The 21,513-nt window shown below is 33.2% G+C and carries 22 protein-coding genes and 1 pseudogene; 17 read left to right on the plus strand and 6 right to left on the minus strand.

Going from position 1 to position 21,513, the window contains the following annotated elements; all coding sequences use genetic code 11:
- Positions 1-56 precede the first annotated feature (56 nt).
- On the minus strand, positions 57-242 hold the full coding sequence (locus tag ACFVQC_RS02020; RefSeq protein ID WP_098268772.1) for a PspC domain-containing protein: 186 nt from the start codon (positions 240-242) through the stop codon (positions 57-59).
- Between the two features lie 189 nt (positions 243-431).
- Between ACFVQC_RS02020 and ACFVQC_RS02025 the strand changes: the two genes are divergently transcribed.
- From ACFVQC_RS02025 to ACFVQC_RS02050, 6 genes are all read left to right on the plus strand, one after another.
- Positions 432-1,673 carry an amidohydrolase family protein gene (locus ACFVQC_RS02025; RefSeq protein ID WP_377893208.1) on the plus strand — a complete coding sequence of 414 codons (1,242 nt, stop codon included), beginning with the start codon at positions 432-434 and terminating at the stop codon, positions 1,671-1,673.
- Between the two features lie 98 nt (positions 1,674-1,771).
- The gene (locus ACFVQC_RS02030) at positions 1,772-3,067 is read left to right on the plus strand and encodes a purine/pyrimidine permease (protein ID WP_377897313.1); all 1,296 of its coding nucleotides are present in this window, start codon (positions 1,772-1,774) and stop codon (positions 3,065-3,067) included.
- Positions 3,068-3,232: 165 nt separating this feature from the next.
- Positions 3,233-3,445 (plus strand): helix-turn-helix domain-containing protein, encoded by a 213-nt coding sequence (locus tag ACFVQC_RS02035; protein ID WP_377897315.1) that lies wholly within the window; start codon positions 3,233-3,235, stop codon positions 3,443-3,445.
- 197 nt (positions 3,446-3,642) lie between these two features.
- Complete coding sequence (locus ACFVQC_RS02040) at positions 3,643-3,807, plus strand: hypothetical protein (RefSeq protein ID WP_377897317.1); 165 nt, start codon at positions 3,643-3,645, stop codon at positions 3,805-3,807.
- Positions 3,808-3,826: 19 nt separating this feature from the next.
- Positions 3,827-4,414 (plus strand): type II toxin-antitoxin system PemK/MazF family toxin, encoded by a 588-nt coding sequence (locus ACFVQC_RS02045; protein ID WP_377897319.1) that lies wholly within the window; start codon positions 3,827-3,829, stop codon positions 4,412-4,414.
- Between the two features lie 454 nt (positions 4,415-4,868).
- Entirely contained in the window at positions 4,869-4,997 is a 129-nt protein-coding gene (locus ACFVQC_RS02050; RefSeq protein ID WP_377897320.1) for a hypothetical protein, read from the plus strand.
- 46 nt (positions 4,998-5,043) lie between these two features.
- Here the strand turns inward: ACFVQC_RS02050 and ACFVQC_RS02055 are convergent, their stop codons facing one another.
- The 3 genes from ACFVQC_RS02055 to ACFVQC_RS02065 form a co-directional block, all read right to left on the minus strand.
- A complete protein-coding gene (locus ACFVQC_RS02055) occupies positions 5,044-5,412 on the minus strand; it encodes a protein kinase family protein (protein ID WP_377897322.1) in 369 nt (122 codons plus the stop codon).
- Between the two features lie 85 nt (positions 5,413-5,497).
- The gene (locus ACFVQC_RS02060) at positions 5,498-5,797 is read right to left on the minus strand and encodes a hypothetical protein (protein WP_377897323.1); all 300 of its coding nucleotides are present in this window, start codon (positions 5,795-5,797) and stop codon (positions 5,498-5,500) included.
- 143 nt (positions 5,798-5,940) lie between these two features.
- A complete protein-coding gene (locus ACFVQC_RS02065) occupies positions 5,941-6,285 on the minus strand; it encodes a helix-turn-helix domain-containing protein (protein WP_377897325.1) in 345 nt (114 codons plus the stop codon).
- A gap of 118 nt (positions 6,286-6,403) precedes the next feature.
- Between ACFVQC_RS02065 and ACFVQC_RS02070 the strand changes: the two genes are divergently transcribed.
- Positions 6,404-6,718: a hypothetical protein gene (locus tag ACFVQC_RS02070; protein ID WP_377898123.1), complete on the plus strand. Its 315-nt coding sequence runs from the start codon at positions 6,404-6,406 to the stop codon at positions 6,716-6,718.
- 138 nt (positions 6,719-6,856) lie between these two features.
- Entirely contained in the window at positions 6,857-7,669 is an 813-nt protein-coding gene (locus tag ACFVQC_RS02075) for a DNA-binding protein (RefSeq protein ID WP_377897326.1), read from the plus strand.
- 94 nt (positions 7,670-7,763) lie between these two features.
- On the opposite strand, the gene ACFVQC_RS02080 is transcribed toward ACFVQC_RS02075, so the two are convergent.
- Positions 7,764-8,102: a helix-turn-helix domain-containing protein gene (locus ACFVQC_RS02080; RefSeq protein WP_326036710.1), complete on the minus strand. Its 339-nt coding sequence runs from the start codon at positions 8,100-8,102 to the stop codon at positions 7,764-7,766.
- Between the two features lie 45 nt (positions 8,103-8,147).
- Between ACFVQC_RS02080 and ACFVQC_RS02085 the strand changes: the two genes are divergently transcribed.
- From ACFVQC_RS02085 to ACFVQC_RS02095, 3 genes are read left to right on the plus strand one after another with little or no spacing between them, the layout of a single operon-like run.
- The gene (locus ACFVQC_RS02085) at positions 8,148-8,300 is read left to right on the plus strand and encodes a hypothetical protein (protein ID WP_175879545.1); all 153 of its coding nucleotides are present in this window, start codon (positions 8,148-8,150) and stop codon (positions 8,298-8,300) included.
- Positions 8,301-8,328: 28 nt separating this feature from the next.
- Positions 8,329-9,819, plus strand: a complete 1,491-nt coding sequence (locus tag ACFVQC_RS02090; RefSeq protein WP_377897327.1) for a recombinase family protein — start codon at positions 8,329-8,331, stop codon at positions 9,817-9,819.
- Positions 9,803-11,380: a recombinase family protein gene (locus ACFVQC_RS02095; RefSeq protein WP_377897328.1), complete on the plus strand. Its 1,578-nt coding sequence runs from the start codon at positions 9,803-9,805 to the stop codon at positions 11,378-11,380. Before ACFVQC_RS02090 ends, ACFVQC_RS02095 begins: the two co-directional genes overlap by 17 nt.
- Before the next feature lie 484 nt (positions 11,381-11,864).
- Here the strand turns inward: ACFVQC_RS02095 and ACFVQC_RS02100 are convergent.
- Positions 11,865-12,296: pseudogene (locus tag ACFVQC_RS02100) on the minus strand (arsenic resistance protein); the annotation flags it as partial.
- A 177-nt stretch (positions 12,297-12,473) separates the two neighbouring features.
- Between ACFVQC_RS02100 and ACFVQC_RS02105 the strand changes: the two are divergent.
- The 6 genes from ACFVQC_RS02105 to ACFVQC_RS02130 all read left to right on the plus strand — a co-directional run bounded on the left by ACFVQC_RS02105 (position 12,474) and on the right by ACFVQC_RS02130 (position 21,427).
- A complete protein-coding gene (locus ACFVQC_RS02105; protein ID WP_377897329.1) occupies positions 12,474-12,857 on the plus strand; it encodes a hypothetical protein in 384 nt (127 codons plus the stop codon).
- A gap of 4 nt (positions 12,858-12,861) precedes the next feature.
- Positions 12,862-14,292, plus strand: coding sequence for a hypothetical protein (locus ACFVQC_RS02110; RefSeq protein WP_377897330.1), 1,431 nt, complete (start codon positions 12,862-12,864; stop codon positions 14,290-14,292).
- Positions 14,268-15,509, plus strand: coding sequence for a hypothetical protein (locus ACFVQC_RS02115; protein ID WP_377897331.1), 1,242 nt, complete (start codon positions 14,268-14,270; stop codon positions 15,507-15,509). The genes ACFVQC_RS02110 and ACFVQC_RS02115 overlap by 25 nt, the downstream gene beginning before the upstream one ends.
- 266 nt (positions 15,510-15,775) lie before the next feature.
- Positions 15,776-17,239, plus strand: coding sequence for a recombinase family protein (locus tag ACFVQC_RS02120; RefSeq protein ID WP_377897332.1), 1,464 nt, complete (start codon positions 15,776-15,778; stop codon positions 17,237-17,239).
- 350 nt (positions 17,240-17,589) lie between these two features.
- Positions 17,590-20,172, plus strand: a complete 2,583-nt coding sequence (locus tag ACFVQC_RS02125; protein WP_377897333.1) for a type I restriction-modification system subunit M — start codon at positions 17,590-17,592, stop codon at positions 20,170-20,172.
- Positions 20,162-21,427, plus strand: a complete 1,266-nt coding sequence (locus ACFVQC_RS02130; RefSeq protein WP_377897334.1) for a restriction endonuclease subunit S — start codon at positions 20,162-20,164, stop codon at positions 21,425-21,427. Before ACFVQC_RS02125 ends, ACFVQC_RS02130 begins: the two co-directional genes overlap by 11 nt.
- Positions 21,428-21,513: the final 86 nt, after the last annotated feature.

Genomic DNA, 21,513 nt, shown 5'->3' on the forward strand with positions numbered 1-21,513 from the left:
TAGAATTCTATAGGTGATTTTTTATATGCTCTTCTTAAGTATATGAAGTGATGCCATTAGTACGAACGTGGCATAAGTAATAAACAAATAAAATAAACTAAAAATCCCGTTCCAAAACATAAAACAGCAATGACCCAAAGGATACGAATGAGAGTAGAGCTAATATCGAAATATTCTCCTAAACCACCACATATACCAAATAGCATTTTATCAGTTTCGGATTTACATAATTTTTTTGACATATAACGATCAACTCCTTTTTTATATGAAGCTACATACTTCTATTCTATATGGAAATTTATGAGAAGACTATGAGGTTGTATTACATTTTTTTAGAGAAACGATCATATTAATTGTCTTAATTTTCAGCTGATATTAAAATTATAGTAAGAGGTATGAGATGATTTTTAATAAAGGGTGGGGAAATAGAGATGACAGTATATTGGTTGACTAATGTAATGGTTGAATCAAGGTATGCATATGAAGAAGGGGAAATTTCACGAACAGAAACAGAATTATGTAGTTTACTTATTGAAGATGGACGAATTAAAAAAATTATAGAAGGGATTGTTCAAGAGGAAGGGATAGTAACTCTTGATGCCAATCGCTTATTAATTTTGCCTTCTTTCGAAGAGATGCACATTCATATTGATAAAACGTATTATAGTGGGCCTTGGAAAGCTTGTATGCCAGCAGAAAGTATTTTTACACGTTTTAATGAGGAAGAGAAGATTTTGCCAAAGCAATTAGCAACTGCTCAAGACAGGGCGGAAAATATGCTAGAGTTACTACTTCGAAATGGTGCAACGAATATTAGAACGCATTGTAATGTTGATCCAATTATTGGACTTAATAATTTGGAGGCGACGTTAGCTGCATTAGAAACATATAAAAATCGGATGTCTGGTAGAATCGTTGCTTTTCCGCAACATGGATTATTACGCAGTAATTCTGTACAACTTGTGAAAGATGCGATGCGTATGGGTGCGAATCTAGTCGGTGGAGTGGATCCAGCTACAGTGGATAATGATATCGAAAAATCATTACATACAATTATGGATATCGCAGTAGAATTTAATGCAGATGTTGATATTCATTTGCATGATGCGAATAATCTGGGAACGTTTACGATGAAGAGGTTGGCAAGCTTAACAGAAGAAGCAGGGTGGCAAGGGCGTGTAACAATTAGTCATGCGCTTGGACTTGGTGGTGTTACTGATAAAGAGGCTGAAGAAGTGGCAGAAAGACTAGCGGCTTTAAGTATTGATATTACTTCAACCGTGCCAATTGGTAAACAAGTAATCCCAATTCCATTATTAGATAAAAAGGGTGTTAAAGTTTCATTAGGAAATGATAGTATTACAGATCATTGGTCGCCGTTTGGAACTGGCGATATGCTTCAAAAGGCAAATCGATTAGCAGAGCGTTTTGGATGGGGTGACGAAAGGTCTTTAGGAAAAGCACTTCGCTTTATTACGGGAGGAAAAGGAACGTTAAACAATGAAGGGAAACGAGTGTGGCCAAATGTAGGAGATGAAGCAAGCTTTGTTTTAACGAATGCAACATGTACTGCTGAAGCGGTAGCGCGTCAAACAGAAAAGCGTTTAGTCGTGTATAAAGGGAATATTGTTGTTGGAAGTTTAAATGAGGTGGAATTAAATAATCTTGTGTAGAAGAATCGTTTAAATAATTTGAGGAGGGTTCTAATTGAGAATATAGAACTCTTCTTTTTTATTCTTACAATATATTTCGTATAGGAAAGCTAGAAGGGATGAAAAATTTGGACAATCAACATAATCAAAATCATATTATGGGAACTTTGCAATGGTTTATATTTTTATTAGCGAATTCAATCGCACTACCAATTGTCGTTGGTGGGTTATTTCATCTTACGACGGAAGAAATATTTTATTTAATGCAGCGTACGTTTTTTGTAGTTGGTATATCTTCTTTTTTACAAGGGTGGCTTGGACATAGACTACCAATTGCAGATGGGCCAGCTGGATCTTGGGTTGGTGTATTTACCGTACTTGCTTATGCAACTGTCGGGCAGGATCAATTACATAGTACGTTGCAAATTTTAGAATTAGGGATGATGGTTGCTGGAGTAGTTTTAATAGGACTAGGAGTAACGGGGTTTATCGGACGTATTTTATTTTTATTTACGCCGCTCGTGACAGGAACGTTCTTACTGCTATTATGCTTGCAATTAAGTGGTGTGTTTTTAAAAGGAATGTTAGGGATTACAACTACTGTTTCTCAAATTGATGGATTTACAGCATTGATCGCTTTCGGCATATTTTTGTTCGTGGTCATACTCTCCAACTTCGGAAAAGGTTTTGTCAAAAGCTATGCAGTTTTAATAGGATTAATTAGTGGGTGGATTATTTTTCTAATTGCAGGGAAAGTGACGATTCCGTCTCAAGTAACTCATTTTGTGCAACTTCCACAGATATTTGCTTGGGGACTTCCGAAATGGAATACAGGTATGGCAGTATCAAGTTTCGTTATGGTATGTATTTTAGTTTCAAATACAGTGGCAGCTATTATAGCAATTAATCAAGCTACCATTCATAAAGCGACTATTGAACAAAAACAGTTGAAGGATGGTACGTGGGTTGGAGGGATTTCACATATCATTTCCTCCGTGTTTTCAACTGTAGGTGTCGTTCCGTTACCAGCAACGGCAGGATTTATACGCTTAACAAAACAAAAATATATACGATCGTTCTTAATGGCATGTGCGTTACTAGTCGTAATGTCTCTTTTTCCAAGTATTATTCGTTACTTAGCATCGTTACCATCCGCTGTTGCATCTGCAGTTTTAATGGCTTCGTTCGTACAGCTAATTGGAATTGGGTTAAATAATATAAAACAAGTGGAGCTTAATGAAAGGAATGTAACGATTTTAGGAGTTGCGATATTATTTGGTTGCGGTGTTATGTTTTTACCGTCTGGAGCACTCCAATCGTTGCCGTCTGTTATGCAATATATATTTGGAAATGGTTTGTTTGTAGGTACAGTTGTAAGTATATTACTAGAACAAATATGGCGCATTAAAAAGTAAGTGGATAAAATGAGTGCACGCACTGTATAAAAGTCTAAAATAACATAAGAAATAAAGCCCATTTTCATTCACCACCTGCACATTTCGTTCATACAATATCTTGACTAAATAAACACCCAACTTACACATATACAGCTCTGGCTTAAGCAAGGAGGGTTATACCAGTTGAAGGAAAAAGCGTATCAATCTAAACCGTTACTCACAAAGAGAGAAAGAGAAGTATTTGAATTACTCGTTCAAGATAAAACAACGAAGGAAATTGCAGGTGAACTTTTTATAAGTGAAAAAACAGTACGCAACCACATCTCAAATGTAATGTGTAGTATTTGCAAATATATAGTGCAAAGAAAAAATGGAATTTGTTTATTTGCTATTTAAATAAGGGTTTTTGTGGTAATCATATGTAAGACAGCTATTTTTCTAATATATAGAATTGATTGGAATTATCATTTTTGAGGCAAACGGTGCTAATTATAAAATAAATCCATAAAATGTATGAGAGGAATATAACTAATTCTTGTGAAAATACAGAAAGAGGTGATAAAATGGATATAAAAAATGAGGAGGGACAAGAGATGGAAAAAGTTATAGAGCGCCAATCGAATGAGTCCTATCCAAATCAAGATGGTCAAAACAACGAAAAGAATTTTGATCAATATGAAAAAGCTTGGAAACAGCTATCTCCAGATTCGATTAAACAGCTAAGTAAATTAGTAAGTGGGGATATTGAAGAAGAATAGATTTGGGGGATTTGTACAGATGTCTAGTAGCCGAGTGTCAAGTGAGCAAATTAAGCGGGGAAATATCTATGAAGTTGCAGTTCCATTTTCTGATGGGAGACCACTTACTTTTTTTGAAGCTGATCCAAAATTAGGAGAAAATGTTGGAAGGGCAGTAAAAAAAGAGCATGGTTTTGAACCAGAATATGATGCAAAAACAAGCACGAAGAAAGCAAGAATTGTATCTGTGATCGTTAAACATAAAACAAGGTTATGCGTAGTTTTACAAAGTGACTTGTTTAATGGAAATGAAAACTATGATCATGTGTACGTTGCACCAATTGCTACGATTCACTCGCGAGAAGAAAAAACAGAACTTATTAAAAGATTAAAAGAAAAAAATGATATACCACAACTCCACTACATAGATTCTCATACTGGAAAACCTGCTTATGTAAACGTAGGAGATATCAAAAGATTACACAAATCTTTGATTTTAAAGACAACTTCGCATTCACCTTTATCTTCAAAAGCAATGAGAGAGATATCAAAAAAAATGCAAACGTTGATGGGTATGCCCCAAGATTCTGAAAGAACGGGTCGAATCAATACAGAGAGATCAGAATAGAGAAATTCTTGTTTCGAGAGCAATAAATTATTAGGCTAGTCCATTTGGATTTGTTGTATATAATTAGGGGGAGATTAGGTTTAAGATACCTCCTTATTCAAATTTAAAAATGGAGAACATAGAATACCGGGAGTAGAAAAACATGTTTGAAAGCCTTAGAGGTCTGTTTTATAAAGTAGAAGGACAAGAAAACTCCTGATTAATCTGGGGTTTTTTATTTTTTAAATAAAAGTCATAAAAACAGAAATTCGAATGATTAATTGGATATAGTATTGAAATCTGATTGGTTGTATATTTTGTTATTTTCAAGAAGAACGATATTAAGATGAAGTGTAATGTGTACGGAATTTTACTGTTTGATTTTGTACGATAAAAATTTAATAACTAAATATCTACAAGGAATAGGGTAGTCCATGAAGTGTGTTTGCATATAGTGGTGATGAGGTGATGCTTCATGACAACAAAAACATCCCCACTTAAACTTGGAAATGAAGTATATGGTACTGTGAAAATTGAGAAAGCCTTTTTGGAAGCTTTGGAAATGTATTTTATAAAACAGCAAGACAAAAAAACTCCTGTTTAATCAGGAGTTTTTTATTTTTCTGAAGAGGATAACATAGTAAAGATGGTTATTCGGTTTTATAGATCCATACATACTTTTCACCTATATAAGAATCCCAATATTTCCACTGCCAAGGTGGAGGAGGGGAATCTTGATAATATAATTGATAAAAGATATTTAACCATTTAAGTGAATAATGGTCGATTTTTAAAGAATGGTATAACGTGCTGGGGATCGGAAAAGCTTGCTGATACCCACCACTCCCTTTACTTGAATGATGGTAAATATGAAAATATTCATCTAGAGGTAACTTTTTTAAATCTGCAGTGTAGAATAGAAATCCATAGTTTTTGGCTGCTTCAAAGAAATCGATAAGAGATCTAACGTTTGGATATTGTTTTGTTTTTATTCCGTTATTTAATGTAATAAGTTTCATTTGCTTGGTACCTCCTAAAAAAGAAGAAAATTGTATTCTAACAATCAACCTATATCAAGTTATGAAATTAAAGAAATCATTATATTTAATGATTGTTTATTACGATTAATTGATTGTAGATTGTCACATATCGATCACCGTTTAGGATTGTATGTTCTGGAGCTCCGTAAAAAACATTATTACTTCCATACTCTTTAATGAGAGAATGAACAATTTCTTGCAGAGTTTGTTTCAAATCATCTTGACTGTATGAAATATCAGCTTCTTGAAACATGTCTTCAATAGAGTCAATGTAATCATCCCCAATAAAGTTGCCACCATCTTCAAACTGGATGTGTATCCAATCTATATAGCTTTCAACTACTTGTGCCAGTTCTTTTTTCATGTATATTCAGCTCCTTAATTAGAAAAAAGAGAACCTCTTTTTATAAAGGTTCTCCTTTTTTTATAAATTTATTCATATTTATAAAATTAATTCATAATAATGAATAAAGGATAGACAGGTTGTTCATAATGAAAGTAGTGACACTATTGAGATTGCTGATATATTTCTAAACCTTTCTCGATATGGGACATAAAATAATCTGCTAATTCTGGATTTTCATCATGAGTTTTTTGTAATACTTGGCATAATCGTTGTAGGCGAAAAGCAATTTCATGCTTTGGGGAATCTGTTTCCTGGGTGAGAGCAGGGAACAGGTTCAGTTCTTCTTGTATTTGTTCTAGAAATGCAAGTGAAACAGTATCAGTTTTCATTGTTTCTAAATTACTGAGGTAGCCAGGTGATACATGTAATTTTGCTGCGAGATCATTTAGTGTAATCCCTTTGTGTTTTCGTAATGTTCGGATGGTCTGCCCGAGATGTTGTAACAAGTAAATACCTCCCTTAATTAGTTCTTAAACAAATATTTTATCTATAAAAATATATGCAGTTGGGGAAGAAAACAGACTTTTTATAAATAACTTTTATGAAAATGAAATGGTAGAAGGAGTGGGATTTTTGAAAGATACAGAAGCAATCGGGTACATTGTAATGGGAGTAAGTAGGATGGGGTATGGATTAGATGGTATATTTCAGACAATGGACACCGCTCAAAAGATGTTAACTCAAACATTAAAAGAAGAATTATGGAATGAAGATGTCTTAGAGGTAGTTGAAAAATTAGGACATGAAATAGAAATAAATGAAGGCGAGTTAAAATCTGAAATGTGTTGGAGTTTTGATGTTCACACGGAAACCGAAGCGGGGATCATTTATAAAAAATTCATGGATTTAAAAAAGAGCGAATCAAAATTAACAAGATAACAATAGTGTGATTATGTAAATAGGATTTAGCTTGAAGGAGAGCTAAATCCTATTTTTTATTATTAATATTACTTTTGTGTAGTTATATCTGTTATATGACATTCATAAGGTTAGTAGAGACATAAAGGGAGGTGGAATATGACAAGGTGGATTAATGTTCAAGAAGCGATGAAGATTCTAGAAGAAAACTACATAAAGGTAAGTTATAAGACCTTTACGGATTGGCTTCGGAAGTTAGAAATTGCAGCAGTACCATCAGAGAATAGAAAAGAGGGATGGAGTATTCGTGAGGAAGATTTATTTACATTTATTGATAAAAAACGTCCAGGATTACGTCAAATCTTGCAGGAATATCATCATCTTATTCAAGATATAAATGATGTAAAACAACAAGTACAAGTTTTATTTTATAAAAAAAATGAAGGAGAAGTTGAGTATTTAGAAGGAAGAGAGAGTATAACGGATGAGGACATTCATTTTTTATATGATGTGGTAAATATTATGTGTGAAGAGATATCGGCATTGCAAAAGCAGAATCAATGGATGAAAGATGTGTATGAACAAGTGGCAGAAGAGTATGATTTATTGCAACAAAAAGTGAGTAAGTTGGACGCAGTGATTGAAAACAGAAAACCACCGAGCAACATAGATGAAAATAGGATTCTGGGTTTGGATGAAAAAGCATTTCAAAGGTTATTAAGAGCTCAATTTAAAAGACTCTTTCCTGATTGTACATATTCATTAAAAGGAGAGGAGGGATTGCAAATATATCAAGATTTTTGCAATCTTGTATTTCCAAAAGAAGATGAACATCTGGGAATAATAAAGAAAGGGGACGAGTATATTTATCAACGAACAGATGAAAAATCTACACAAGTAAATCGTCTTTATAATAAAGTAATAAAAGAACTATTGGAAGATATGGAAAAGAGAGCCGTTTTGGAAAAATAGGCTCTCTTTTTCAGAAGGCTTTATTCATTTTGGTAAAAAAAATTCATTAAAATGAATAACCAGCCCCTAATTGGTAATAATAACCACTAAGCAACTATTTCTTTTGGTATAATATCAACCCTTGTTCAATGTGAGAAATAAAATAATTTGCTAACTCGGGATTGGTATCATGTAGCGTTTTCAATAGTTCGCACACCCGATCTAGCCGGAAATGTAATTCATGATGAGGAGAAGTTGTGTGATTCAGGGAAGGAAATAAATCAAATTCCTCATTCAATTTTGCGAGTAACGTTAAAGAAATGGTATCTGTTTTTTGTGTTTCAAGGTTACTTAAATATCCTGGAGAGACTTCAATTTGCTCAGCAAAATTTTGAAGAGAAATTCCTTTTTGCTTTCTTAAATTACGAATGGTTTGTCCTAATTGCGTAATCAATAGTAATTCCTCCCATACAATTTGTTTTGAAAGGTGTTGATTTTAATGGCTGTACAAAAGAAGCTTCAACTTAGATCGATTTCGTATATTCATGATCCTGAAGCTGCACAAAAATGGTTTCAATTATATGTGGAACTTTTAGTAGAAGTAATGAAACAAAATGATTCTATGGACAAGGATGACGTGCATACATTGTAAGCACAACAAGATGGAAGGGCTGGTTGCATTGAAGAAAACAGTCGCATATTACCGTAGTTCATCTAAAAAACAAGAACACTCCGTTCGAATGCAGAAATACTATGCAAAGGCGTATTGCAGAGATCATTATATGAAGCTGGACTATGAATATGAAGATCCATATGTATCAGCTCGAATTATACATATGAATCAGCGACCGGGTTTACGAAAGTTGTTGGAAGCAATTCGAAATGATGAAATTGAACATTTAATTTTGTATAAGAGAGACCGGTTAGCAAGAAATGTAATCGAGTATATGGAAATTTATGAACTTCTTCAGGAGAAACAGATAAAAGTTCATTTTACGACTGTTGGAGAACCGGTAATGGAATACACGCCGATGAATCGCTATCTAGAAGTGATTATGGCTGGCTTTGCACAACATGAAGGTGAACAAATTAATAAACGGTTTGATGCGATGCGTCAGAGTAAATTTGATGCAGGAAAAGCAGTGAGTCGGCTTCCATATGGTTTCCAAAATAATAAAAAGAAAAAGGAAATTGAAATCGTAAAAGATGAAATGGATATAGTTATGTTTATTTTTAATGAATTTTTGAACGATACATGCACATCTTTGCAACAAATAAAAGATAGTTTAGATGGAAAAGGTTTTAAGAAACGAAAAGGACTTCCTTGGGAACTACAAGATATTAGACGTACATTAGAAAATTCCTTTTATATGGGTGTATATAGTATTCGATTGAAGGGAGTTCAACAAGAACATCAGCTAGAAGGCACAATGCCGATTGAACCACACCAATGGGAAGCTACGCAAGAAAAACTAAATCGAATATTAAATAAGCGTGGTTCTACAAAAATGAAAAAGGAAATTGATAAAGAAGATATTCTGTATCGTATGGAGGGACTCCTGCAATGTTCTTATTGCAAGAAACAATTAGAGGGGATTGTCAAACGAAGAGGGGATACATTTTTAATAGGATATCAATGCAAAGAACATCGTTTGTATATTGAGAAGGAATATATCGAACAAAAAACATTTGAAAAAATGAAATGTTTTTTTCTTAATTTACGAGAGAAAGAATTTGATGGCTTGTTTCAGCGTTACTATAGACAAAATATAAAAGAAATAGAACGAATTATACAAGGGCATAGTCAGCGTTTAGATCAAAAGAAAAAGACAGTGCACACAAAAGTACAAAGGTGGTTAACGGAAAAGAAAAATGAAAAGTTGCACAAAGAATTACTTGGTTCTTATCAACATTTTCAGGAACACAAACAAATAAAAGAAGAATTGGAATTAAAATTAAATGTATTAAAAAAGGTGCCTGGTGTAGTAAAGGACTTGGAAGATAATATCCATAAACAATTGATGTTAGATTCCTTACCGGATTATAAGAGTATGGGGTTATTTCAAGATTTGATTTTTACTGTAATTGTAGATAGACACGGTTATGAAATTATTTTTAAACATCCATTTTTACATTATCAAGAGGTGCATACATGTGAAGACAATTCGTGATGTTTTAGAAAAAGGAAAAAAGGGAGCTTTTTATGCGAGAGTTTCATCTGATCGTCAAACAATCGATGCGCAAAGACATCATGTATATGAATTTATAAACAACTATGAATGTGAAATTGTGAAAGAATATGTAGATCATGGAGAATCGGCATTTAAAAAGAAGTTAATCAAGCGTCCCCAAATAATGGCGTTATTACGAGATGTAGAACAAGGGAAATATGATTTTGTGATTACGTATGCAGATGACCGTCTTGCGCGATCGGAGATTGAACATGTACAAATACGAGTAATAATGAAAGAAGCGAAAACAGATGTCATATTGACGAGTACGGGAGAATTGTATACAGAGCGTGATATTATTACACAATTAATTCGAGAGGGTGGAACTCGTTATGAAGTAGAGCGAATCAGTGCACGTACAAAAGATGCGTATGGACAAAGAACAGACTATGGTCAATGGATGGGAGGACCTGTACCATTTGGATATGTACAGGATGAAAATACCAAGAATTTCTTTATTCTAGAAGATGAAAAAGAAATTGTGTTAAAGATATATCAGTTATATCAAAATGGCGAAGGGTTTGCAGATATCGCCAAAAAATTAAATGAGCAAAAGGTGAAAACAAATCTAATTCATTGGAAAAAGGAACGAGTAAAGCACATTTTGACCAATCCAATTTATGCGGGGTATGTTACATTCGGAAGATTGAAACCTGGATCTGGAAATAGTATTGAAGATTTGTCCAAATGGAAGATGGCAAAATGTGAAGAGATTCCAGCTATTATGACCACGGAAGAGTGGTTAGCTACTTTTCAAATGTTTGAAAAAAAAAGAAACAAGGAATTACCCCCAAAACAATTAAAAACAGAGTATGTTCTACGGGACTTAATTTATTGTAAAAGTTGTGATGCGCCTTTGCTTCCAAAGAATCAAGAGACTAAGGGGAAAAATGGAAAGAAATATGGAATGAAAAAATATATGTGCTCGAATAAATTATGTAACGTTTGGTTTTCAACAGATGAGCTACATGCACTGGTTTTTGATAGTATTATAAAGGAGATTACGGATAAAGTTATTTCTAAATCTCAAACGGAACTGATGTATGAAATGGAACAAATTTTAGAAAAAGACATAAAACAAATAAAAAAAGAAATTCAGCGTTTGAAAAAACAGGTGGATAATTGTCTAGTTTGGACCAAAGATGCGGAACGTGAAGTAGATGAATTATATAATCAAAAGAAGAAATGGGTGGAAGTTGATCCGAAAATAGATCCTTTGTTGGATGTAATGCTGGATTATCGTTTGCATTTGTTGTACGAAATCAGGGAGACGGAGGAGTTAATCGCAAAAAAAGAAGCAGAAATGAAGCATATTGAAGACGTCGATTCTAACCAAAGTATGTTACAAAAAAATGTGTTACAAGCATTTCGAATAGAATTTACAAATTTACAAAAAGATATGAAACGAGTTCGTCAATTTTTGGTGTATTTAATTGATAAAATTATAATAGATCAAAATGGGAAAACAGAATATATTTTAAAAATAAATTTAGAGCAATAAAAAGTAACTCGGAAATTTGAGTTTCTTTTTATTGTTTTTTAATATCACAAATATGGATGTGCTATGGGTTGTCATTTAGAAATATGCTAGTTTCAAAGAAATTATTTTTTCGGCAAAAAGGTGAAGGGGTTATGCCAAGAAAAACGTTTACTCGGTATTAAGTTAGTAATGGTATACCACTACTACTTCTTTGCCGAGATATTTTTTAAAAAAGTAGGACAAGAGCCTGTGATATAAAAGGTTTGTACTTTTGTTTACAAATAAAGAAAATTTAGGATAGTTATTTCTCGGTGTAAGGGTGAATGTTTCCTTTGTTATTCGGCACCGAGATGAATCATAAGTTGGTTAATTTTCAAAGGTTGATAGAAATTATTGCACCTGAGTCAGGGAGGAGCATGAAAAATAGAAAATTACATTATTTTCATCTAAAAAAGTGCCTCTATTTAAAATAGTTAAATAACATATGTTACATAAGCTTTCTTATTTAGGGAATGTTGTTTGAAAATTTCTTTTGTAATTTCAATGCAATATTAACAAGAGTGATTAAAACGGGTGCTGCTACTAATGATCCAATAACAGTGGCAAAAGGTGCACTTGAATGAATCATGAATACCCCAACAGCTACAGCGATAGCTAGTTCAAAGTTATTACTTGTTGCTGTAAATGATAAGAAAGTTGAGATAGGATAACTTGTCTTATTTTATTTGATAAGAAAAATGAGACAAAGAAAATGAAAATAAAATATATAAGTAATGAAATTTCAATTCGTACAACATCCATTGGTAACGGAACAATCAATTTCACCTTTAATAAAGAGCATCGCAATGATTGTAAAAAGTAATACAATTAACGTTAATGGACTAATACAAGGCACAACAGTTGACTCATATCTTTCGTTATCTTTTATTGGTATATATTTATTTATTAATTTATAATAAAAGTGCACTTTTATTATAAATCGAGAGGTTATTTGACTTGTTAGTTAAATTCAGGATAGGTAAAAGCTTCCTTTTTGGGGGCTATTGTAAGATAATTAATAGTAGTTAAATTGTTTTAGAGATTTTTTATGTAGCATTTTTAAGGAGAGATATAGATGGAATCTAATGTTAGCCAATTACAACAAATTAATGAAGAGGTTGAAACGAATGCGGATGAATTAGGAACATCTGTTGCTCGTTTAGGTACGTTAACAAGATTTTTGCGTAACAATACTGATAGACAAATTGCTAATACAACAAAGCTTCTGTTATTAGAACAATTAGATCAAATTTGCATCATGTTAATAAAAAGAGCTGAGCAGCATAGTACCTCAATGGGAAGAAGTAAAATAAAAGATGAGGATGTACAGAAGGCATTTGAAGAATTATTACAGCCACATGTATTTATTGACCAAATCACTAATTTACTAGATCAACAGAAAGATGAATTAAGTGAACTTGCGTCTAGGCAATCATTGATAAGATTTTTGGAGGAATAATTAAATGCAGACCGAAAAGAAAACATTTTTCTTTAGAAATAATGAATATTCAATTGATGAAATGATTGAAAGGATTTATGCGGAGAATTTTATTGAATTTTTTAAAGGATATTTAACTGCAGAGACAAAACAACAGCCTAGTAAAAAAAATTGTTTGCTAGGGTTAGGAAATGCTTATCCAGATGATGAAGATACGGTGAGATTAAAAATAACGCAAGCATTTGAAGAAATAGGAAGAAAGGGGGACAAGCTATCTGTAAACCTATTTCGATTAACAGAGGTGGAAATAGATGTAACTCCAAGGATAAAATCAGAAATTGAAGATCTTATTACTACAAAAACAAATATAAGAAACAGAGATTCTTTATCTAGAAATTTAGAATACGATTTATTTTTAGAGAATGTGAATTATAACCAATCTTCTGTGGACTTTAGGTTCCGCGTTGACAAGACAGAAGTGGTTACAAATCCTATTCCCACTCAAATAATAAAAAGTACGTTTGTGGAAGTGCGTCTTTATACTGCAACAAAGCTTGCTGCTATGTATAAATTAGACATAACTGATACCCAAGCAATACAAATATTATCAGTAGTTTCATTGTTATTTAAAAGATATACACCTAGAATAGAAAAAATAAGTTTGGATGAAGCTCAACTTATTATGATCAATCTTAAGTTAAAAGGACTAGTTTCTTCTCCGAAGTTTAAATCTGATGATGATTTAAGAGTAGACATTTATGGGGTAGGTCCTCAACACCAAAATAATAATATCATGCAGTTTATTGAAGGTTCATCTAGTCTTAAAATGTATGAATTAGCAATTCAATGTATTATTGAGGGACATGCTTGTAACCTCAAGCTTACAAATGACGGTGGTATTTATGTTGGTACACCAGTTAATCCTAAGGTCCTAGATTTTATTATTTTACAACTTAACTGGGTGATTCATCATAAGAAGTTCTACAATGACATAGAACAAATTATGATACAGACATTTAAGCGTATAAAACCATCGATTCTTCAATATCATTTGGCAACAAAAATAAAAAAAGTAGAGGAAGATTTAAAAAAGGTTGTCGAGGGTAGTAAGTTAAATGTTCAAAAGAGAAAATTATTATTTACGGTTTTGACTAATTTAGGATTAGAGAGTGTAATGATGTTAGAGGACGATCAGATTCTAAATGTTATAAATGAAGAATTAAAGGATGAAGAAATAAATATAGATAACTATGGGTACTTAAAAAGTTTCTTCTCCGATTATTTTGTTTCATATCGTCATAAAAATCGTACAGATTCGGATGATCTATCCAAATACGTTGTAATATTGATATGTAGTTTCTATACAAAATTTAAAGATGATGTAGTAGGGATAATTGAAGAATATAAAATTAAAACTGAGGAATGGTCGGAATGTCTAGTGCAGAGAACATCTTAACCAATGATGAAATAAATTGTTTAGATGTTATATTGTCAGATGTGAATTTAACTGCTCTTAAAGATTATTCTATTGACATAAGAGCTCTTGAAAATCAATTAGAAAAGGTAGAGAGTATTAATTCTTTGAGAGCAAAAGGAGTTTTTGATCTCAAAGAATTAGAATCATTTGAACAAGTAAATAGTGATGAAGATGCTGAACCGCTATTAAAGCCAGTAACTGTATCTCTTGTTAAAGTTAATGTCAAAAAACTAATAATGGTATGGATGAGTACAGTTTTTTATAATGCAGGAAGAGCTTTTTCGTTAGAAAGAGATATTAAACTTGAATATGAGAACGGTGAATACAGTGTATTAATTGAAAATGGAATACAGGAATCACCTAAAATAGTTTTCATAACAAAAAAGCTTAATGATTCAAAGCTGTTTCAAAATATAGAAGGAAAAGTTTATATCGCATTTTTTGCTTCATCATCTATTCCAGAAGAAAGAATGTCCCATTGGGATGTACCGTTAAGTGTTGGAGAAGCTACTCGATTTTTTACTTGGCTCCAAGAAAGTAATAAAGAAACATATTCTAAATTATATAATTACATAAATGTCCCGAAGGATTTGGATAATTCTCAAATTGAAGGTATTTTATTGCTAATTAATGATTACTTGATTGAAATGGACTACCAAAAGACGAATGACAGTAGGAAATTTAGACAAGAATCAATAGAATATTTAATACCACATGAATTAATACGAGAAGTTTTTATTTCGATTAATGGTGATAAAAAAATTATTATTAGTGTTAATAATAATCGAATAGAAATCCATTCATTTATCAATGGTGTAAAAAAAATCAATGAAGAATTGGAGACATATATTCAAAGTCTAGACGCTTGGATTAATGGAAAAGTAAAGAAACATCGTTCTATTCAAAAGAGCATAAAAACTCCTATGTTATCTGACATAAAACAATATATAGGTATATTGCTTATGATTATAGTACCAGCTAGTACATCGTTTTTGCTGTTATTTCAGGGTGTTAAGAATATAGAAGATATTTTTAAGGACCCAATTATGTTGACAATACATGTACTATTTTCTGTTGCTATTATAATTATTATATTTTATCTAAGCATTGTTCCTCATATAAAGTTAAGGTGGTTTTCATGGGAAAGAGGAATTAAAAGAGTAGCCGAAAAAGATAAGAGTAAGTTAAGATCATAAATTAAAAGCTATCCTTGCAAAAGGCATGATTTAATGTCATGACTTTTTTGTAAGGATAGTTTTTGGTTTAAACATTTTTAACTTTTTTATTCATTATGATGAATTTAATTCACGTAAGTGAATAAACTAAAGAGACCATACTTATAATAAGTATGGTCTCTTTAGTACAGATTGTTCTTTATTTATGTAAAAATTTATTTTAATTAATACTGCTCTTGCATAAGCATTAATACTACATAGTGATTTTTGAAAAGTAGGTGTTTTGGTTGGAATCTTATGCAGTTTATGTTCGCGTATCAACTGACCGGGATGAACAAGTTTCATCTGTCGAAAACCAAATAGATATTTGCCGAAATTGGTTAGAGCGGAGTGGTTTTACATGGGATGAAAAACGTGTTTTTAAAGATGAAGGGGTAAGTGGTACTTTATTTGTAGATCGTCCTTCTATTCAATTATTATTGCAAAAGGCAAAAAACAAAGAAATTGATATGGTTGTTTTTAAATCTATTTCTCGCTTGGCACGTGACCTAAAGGACTCATTGGAAATTAGGGAAGTATTTCTGGCTCATAGTGTTCGGATTATTTCTGTAGAAGAAGGATATGATTCTGTAAAAGCGGGGAAAAATGATATGGCGTTTGAGCTATGGTCATTGTTTTCAGCTCAATATAGTAGAACCCTTTCTTCTAGTATTACAGCAGCTTTAGCGGTAAAAGTACGCCGGGGGGAACATATAGGTAGGGTACCGTATGGATATGATCGTATAAATCAAAAATTAGTTATTAATGAAGAAGAGGCAAACGTTGTTAAAAGGATTTATAATTGGTATAACAGTGGTTGGGGGTTTAAAAAAATTACAAATGAACTTAATCGATTAGGTATAAAGCCTAAAAATAAAAGTGTTTGGCAAATGACTTCTGTGCAAAGGATTGTTCGAAGTCCTATTTACAAGGGGACTTTTATTTTGAATCAATATACATCAATTAAAGTTGGTGGCAAGAAAAAACAAATTCGAAATCCAAAAGAAAAGTGGTTTGTTTTTCCGAATCATCATCCAGCAATTGTTGATGATGAAACATGGAGTCAAGTAAATCAGAAAAATATAACGGATAATAAAACGAAAATTACAGCCTGGAATGAATTTCGTAATTTAGCCAAATGCGCAGTTTGTGATTCGAATATGGTTATTGTACAATCGCATCTTCGAAAGAAGAGTGGTGAACGTACGGAATGGAAGTATTTAAAATGTTCGCAATACCGTCGAACAGGGAAATATGGCTGTGTGAATCATGTACCCATTCGATATCATGATTTTCGTCAGTTCATTATAGATTTATTAGTGAAAAAGGGAGAGGCTGTTACTTTAAAACTTCAAAGTAATGTTAAAGAGGAGCAAGGGAAAAAAGAAAAAAAACTACAACAGCTTATGAATGTGAACGAACAAAAGAAAAAATCACTACTAGATTTGTACTTGGAAGAACTAATTAATAAAGAAGAATTTGAAAAGAAGCGGAACGATCTTGAAACAGAAATAAAAAAGGCGAATCAAGAATTGTTTATCTTGCAAAATAGTGACGTCATTCAAATGGACGTTAAAACTATAAAACAAGCTTTTGAGCAGTTACAGCAACAAGAGCAAGATTTGCTCTATGCATTTCAGACATTAATTCAAAAAATTATGGTTCATCAAGATGGGACAGTGGATATTACCTATACGTTTGAACAATCGTAATTAAGGGCAATATCACTTTTTAGCAAAGTTTAAATAAAAAAATTAGTTCATAGCATTAAAACACTTCGTATTGGATTTATCGAAGACACAGATATGTATTTAATAATTAATTTAGAATCATTGATAAGAGGCATTTTGAGGTGATTTGAGTTATTTTGACAAAGCCAAATCATTCACCTTATGATAGAAAGAAAGTAACGGCAAGAGACATGTTTCTTTTGCTGTTTTTAATTCCAGAAAAAATGATATATGTTAATAAGACTCGCAGTTGATAAAACTTCGCGTTATACATATGTAGCAAACAAATAAAACGAATTAAATCAATTTATCCTTATACAGGAGGAACAGAAATGGCAAAAAAAGAGAAGTTAACATTACAAAAGTTAAACAACCTGTTGTTATCCGCTGCCGATATACTTCGAAAGCAGATGGAAGCGACAGAGTACAAAGATTACATATTCGGAATGTTGTTTTTAAAACGTCTTTCTGATCAATTTGAAAAGGAACGTAAAAAGATGGAAGTATCTTTAGTGGATAAACCATTTCCTGATCATATTAAGGAATCGATGTTAAATGATAAAACTAAATATGAGGTATTCGTTCCGGTTGAAGCCAGATGGAATGAAACTATTGCACATTTGCATGAAAATATTGGAGACGGCTTAAATAAAGCCCTGGCAACAATAGAAGATGAAAATCCTGAAGTATTACGTGACGTGCTAAAAGGGAAAATTGATTTTAACAAAAAGGTCGGGAGAACAACGGTTAAAAATGAAATCTGGCGTGAATTGATTCAAAAGTTTGATCGTATCCCGCTTAGCAATGACGATTTTGAATATCCAGACTTACTTGGTGCCGCATATGAATACTTGATTGCCAACTTTGCCGAAAGTGCTGGGAAAAAGGGCGGGGAATTCTATACACCAAGCGAAGTGGATGTGTTATTGACAGAAATCTTGCAACCACAAGAAGGGATGCGTGGATACGATCCGACGTGCGGAAGCGGGAATATGTTAATTCACTTACGCAAATATGTAGAAGAAAACGGTGGCAATCCGAACAACATTTCATTATATGGACAAGAAGTGTTTGGTGGTACATGGGCAATTGCGAAAATGAATATGTTTTTGCACGGCATCAAAGACGCGGATATTCGCAATGAAGACACTCTGAAATTTCCACAACACGTGGAAAATGGAGAACTTATGAAATTCCATCGTGTAATCGCTAATTTCCCGTTTTCGCTGAATTATGACAAGGTAAATTGGACATTTCCTGGACGCTTTAAGTATGGTGAGACACCAACAAAGGGTAAAAAAGCTGATTTTATGTTTATTCAGCATATGATTGCTGTTCTTCGTGAAGATGGAAAAATGGCGACGATTGCGCCGCATGGACCGCTATTCCGCGGAGGAGAAGAGAAGAATATCCGACAAGGTATTATTGAGGATGGTTTGATTGAAGCAATTATTGGGTTGCCATCAAATTTGTTCTTCGGCACGGGCATTCCTGCTTGTTGTATCGTCATTAACAAAGATAGACGTAAAGACCGCAAACATATTTTGTTTATTAACGCAGACCATGAGTATCAAAGTGGAAAAAATCAAAATAAACTCCGTCCAGAAGATATTCAAAAAATATCGTACGTATACCATCATAAGCTGGAGGTCGAGAAATACTCTCGTCTTGTTTCTATCGAAGAAATTAAAGAGAATGATTACAACTTGAGTATTCGTCGATATATGGATAATACACCTGATGAAGAGCCGCAAGATGTAAAAGCTCATTTATACGGTGGTGTACCTATTTCTGAAATTCAAGGTAAAAAGTTTGTTTATGAACCATTAGAAATTAAAGCGAGTGATATTTTTGAAAATGAAGTAGATGGATATTGCTATTTTAAGGAGAGTGTGGCAAACAAAGAAACGATCAAGGAAATCATTGCGAGTAATTGTGCCATCTTGGACAAAAGAGGAATGCTGAATAACACCCTACAAGCATGGTGGGCACGTTATCAACATTTGTTAAGTGATTTGGAAGATTATAAGCAAGTTTTCGAGTTCCATGAAGAAGGGATGGGAACACTTGGTGAAGCGTTAATTCCATTAGAAATCCTAACACAGCATAAAGTGAATGCCATCTTTGCGAATTTCTGGAACAAGCACAAATCAGATTTTCAATCGATTGGGGCATCAGGATGGACGGCAGCGCTAATTCCTGATGAATTGATACTACAAGCTAAATATCCTGAACGTATAGAACAAATGGAGCACTTGAAAGAACAAATCGAAGAATTAGAAGTAGCATTCACTTCTGTTGACATAGCACCAGAAGAGGATGAAGAAGTGGAATATGAAGAAAATAAATATGGTATTTTATCAAAAACATATGTCAAAGAGCTGAGAAATCGTAAAAAAGAATTGAATGGATACATCCGCGTTTTGAAAAAAGAAGAAATTACGCCGTATGGAAAAATCCAAAAAAATATTGATAAAGGAAAGCCGAATCTCATGGGCATGACAATGGAAGAATTCCAAGAAAGATATGCTGAAGCTCAACAAAAACAACAACGTTATGAGAAAGAAATCGCTGAAATTGATGAGCAGTTAGAAAACCATGTGCAGAAAGAGGAAATGCTGAAACGATTCAAAGAAGAACTGAAAAGAATGGAGCAAGAAACGGATGAGTACATCGAGATGGCAAAGGCGGAAATTACTTCTGAAGAAGTGCAAATCATCTTATTAGACCGTTTTTATCATACGTTTCAGCAAGAGTTGGAGGTAAAGTTTGAAGAACGTGTTTGTCAGGTTGTTAATATGTTTGCCAATTGGTATGACAAATATCGTACGCCAGCATTGGATATTGAAACAGAGCTCGCGGAGACTGATGAACTATTACAAGGTTTCCTGAAGGAGTTAGGGTATGTTGGGTGATAATATGATTAAAAAAATTAAAGAAGTATGTGAGGTAAATCCCGAGCAAATCCCGAGCAATACTCATCTGCGTCATAAAATAGCATACATTGATATTGAAAGTGTGGAAAATGGAAAAATTAAAGGAGTTAAAGAATTCGAATTCAGACATGCTCCCAGTAGAGCACGAAGAATTGTAAAAGAAGGGGATACAATTTTTTCAACTGTTCGTCCATATCTTCGAGCATTTGCTTTTATTAAACATGAACATGATAAAAAGATATGTTCAACAGGCTTTGCGGTTCTTCGGGCAAATGAAAATGTATCTCCTGCATACTTATATCAATGCATGGCTAGTAACACAATCATGAAGCAAACTTTACCTGTAATGGTAGGTTCAAACTATCCTGCCATTAACACTTCCGATTTGCTAGAGTTCAAAATATATATCCCTAGCTTGGTAGAGCAACAAAAAATTGCTGATATCCTTTCCGTTGTTGATCGAAAAATTGAGTTAACCGAGCAGCTCATTGCTAAATATGAACGTATCAAGGAGGGAACGATGCAGGATTTGCTCACAGGCAGAAAGCGTTGGAAGGATGAGAAATGGGTGGAAGAGACGGAATTTCAATGCACAGAGGCTGGGGAGATACCAAAGGACTGGGAAGTAAAAACTATCGGTGACATTGGTGACTTATATTCAGGGACTACTCCTGATAGAAAAAAAGAAGATATATTTTTCGTTAATGGAAAAACCCCGTGGGTGAAAACCTTAGACTTAAACAATCAGTATATTTTTGAAACGGAAGAAAAGGTTACTTCTCAGGCTCTCAAGTCAACTTCTTTACGTATGTTACCCGTAGGATCGGTATTAGTGGCTATGTATGGGGGATTTAACCAAATAGGTCGTACAGGTATACTTAAAATTGAAGCCACAGTGAACCAAGCAATCACGGCTATTGTAATTTCTTGTGGTATAATAAAACCCGAGTTTTTACAAGTGTGGCTAAATTTAAAAGTATATCTATGGCGGAAGTTTGCCGCTAGTAGTAGAAAAGATCCGAATATAACAAAACAAGATGTTTTGAACTTTTGGGTAACTATTCCGAGCGCTACGGAACAAGAAAAAATTGTTGGCGTCTTACAGTCGTTTGAAAAAAAGATCCGTCTAAAAAACAAGGAATTAATCAAGTATAAAATGTTGAAGGAATCTTTAATGCAAGATCTTCTTACGGGAAAAGTTCGCGTTCCTATCAATGAACTTGTAAATCCGTAAGTTAGTGCGAAAATATTCTTTATAAATTGACAGGATATCTTATCGGTATCGTAAAATGGAGATGGTAGGAACTTTCTACCATCTTT

Source organism: Bacillus sp. NPDC057893, assembly GCF_042796455.1.
GTDB lineage: Bacteria > Bacillota > Bacilli > Bacillales > Bacillaceae_G > Bacillus_A.

What these genes read in the sequence shown, in the direction of transcription:
- ACFVQC_RS02025 (WP_377893208.1), top strand. Translation starts at nt 432, where the DNA reads ATGACAGTATATTGGTTGACTAATGTAATGGTTGAATCAAGGTATGCA.
- ACFVQC_RS02050 (WP_377897320.1), top strand. Translation starts at nt 4,869, where the DNA reads ATGACAACAAAAACATCCCCACTTAAACTTGGAAATGAAGTATATGGT.
- ACFVQC_RS02130 (WP_377897334.1), top strand. Translation starts at nt 20,162, where the DNA reads ATGTTGGGTGATAATATGATTAAAAAAATTAAAGAAGTATGTGAGGTA.
- ACFVQC_RS02115 (WP_377897331.1), top strand. Translation starts at nt 14,268, where the DNA reads ATGTCTAGTGCAGAGAACATCTTAACCAATGATGAAATAAATTGTTTA.
- ACFVQC_RS02045 (WP_377897319.1), top strand. Translation starts at nt 3,827, where the DNA reads ATGTCTAGTAGCCGAGTGTCAAGTGAGCAAATTAAGCGGGGAAATATC.
- ACFVQC_RS02030 (WP_377897313.1), top strand. Translation starts at nt 1,772, where the DNA reads ATGAAAAATTTGGACAATCAACATAATCAAAATCATATTATGGGAACT.
- ACFVQC_RS02040 (WP_377897317.1), top strand. Translation starts at nt 3,643, where the DNA reads ATGGAAAAAGTTATAGAGCGCCAATCGAATGAGTCCTATCCAAATCAA.
- ACFVQC_RS02020 (WP_098268772.1), bottom strand. Translation starts at nt 242, where the DNA reads ATGTCAAAAAAATTATGTAAATCCGAAACTGATAAAATGCTATTTGGT.
- ACFVQC_RS02060 (WP_377897323.1), bottom strand. Translation starts at nt 5,797, where the DNA reads ATGAAAAAAGAACTGGCACAAGTAGTTGAAAGCTATATAGATTGGATA.
- ACFVQC_RS02110 (WP_377897330.1), top strand. Translation starts at nt 12,862, where the DNA reads ATGCAGACCGAAAAGAAAACATTTTTCTTTAGAAATAATGAATATTCA.
- ACFVQC_RS02125 (WP_377897333.1), top strand. Translation starts at nt 17,590, where the DNA reads ATGGCAAAAAAAGAGAAGTTAACATTACAAAAGTTAAACAACCTGTTG.
- ACFVQC_RS02075 (WP_377897326.1), top strand. Translation starts at nt 6,857, where the DNA reads ATGACAAGGTGGATTAATGTTCAAGAAGCGATGAAGATTCTAGAAGAA.
- ACFVQC_RS02085 (WP_175879545.1), top strand. Translation starts at nt 8,148, where the DNA reads ATGGCTGTACAAAAGAAGCTTCAACTTAGATCGATTTCGTATATTCAT.
- ACFVQC_RS02055 (WP_377897322.1), bottom strand. Translation starts at nt 5,412, where the DNA reads ATGAAACTTATTACATTAAATAACGGAATAAAAACAAAACAATATCCA.
- ACFVQC_RS02105 (WP_377897329.1), top strand. Translation starts at nt 12,474, where the DNA reads ATGGAATCTAATGTTAGCCAATTACAACAAATTAATGAAGAGGTTGAA.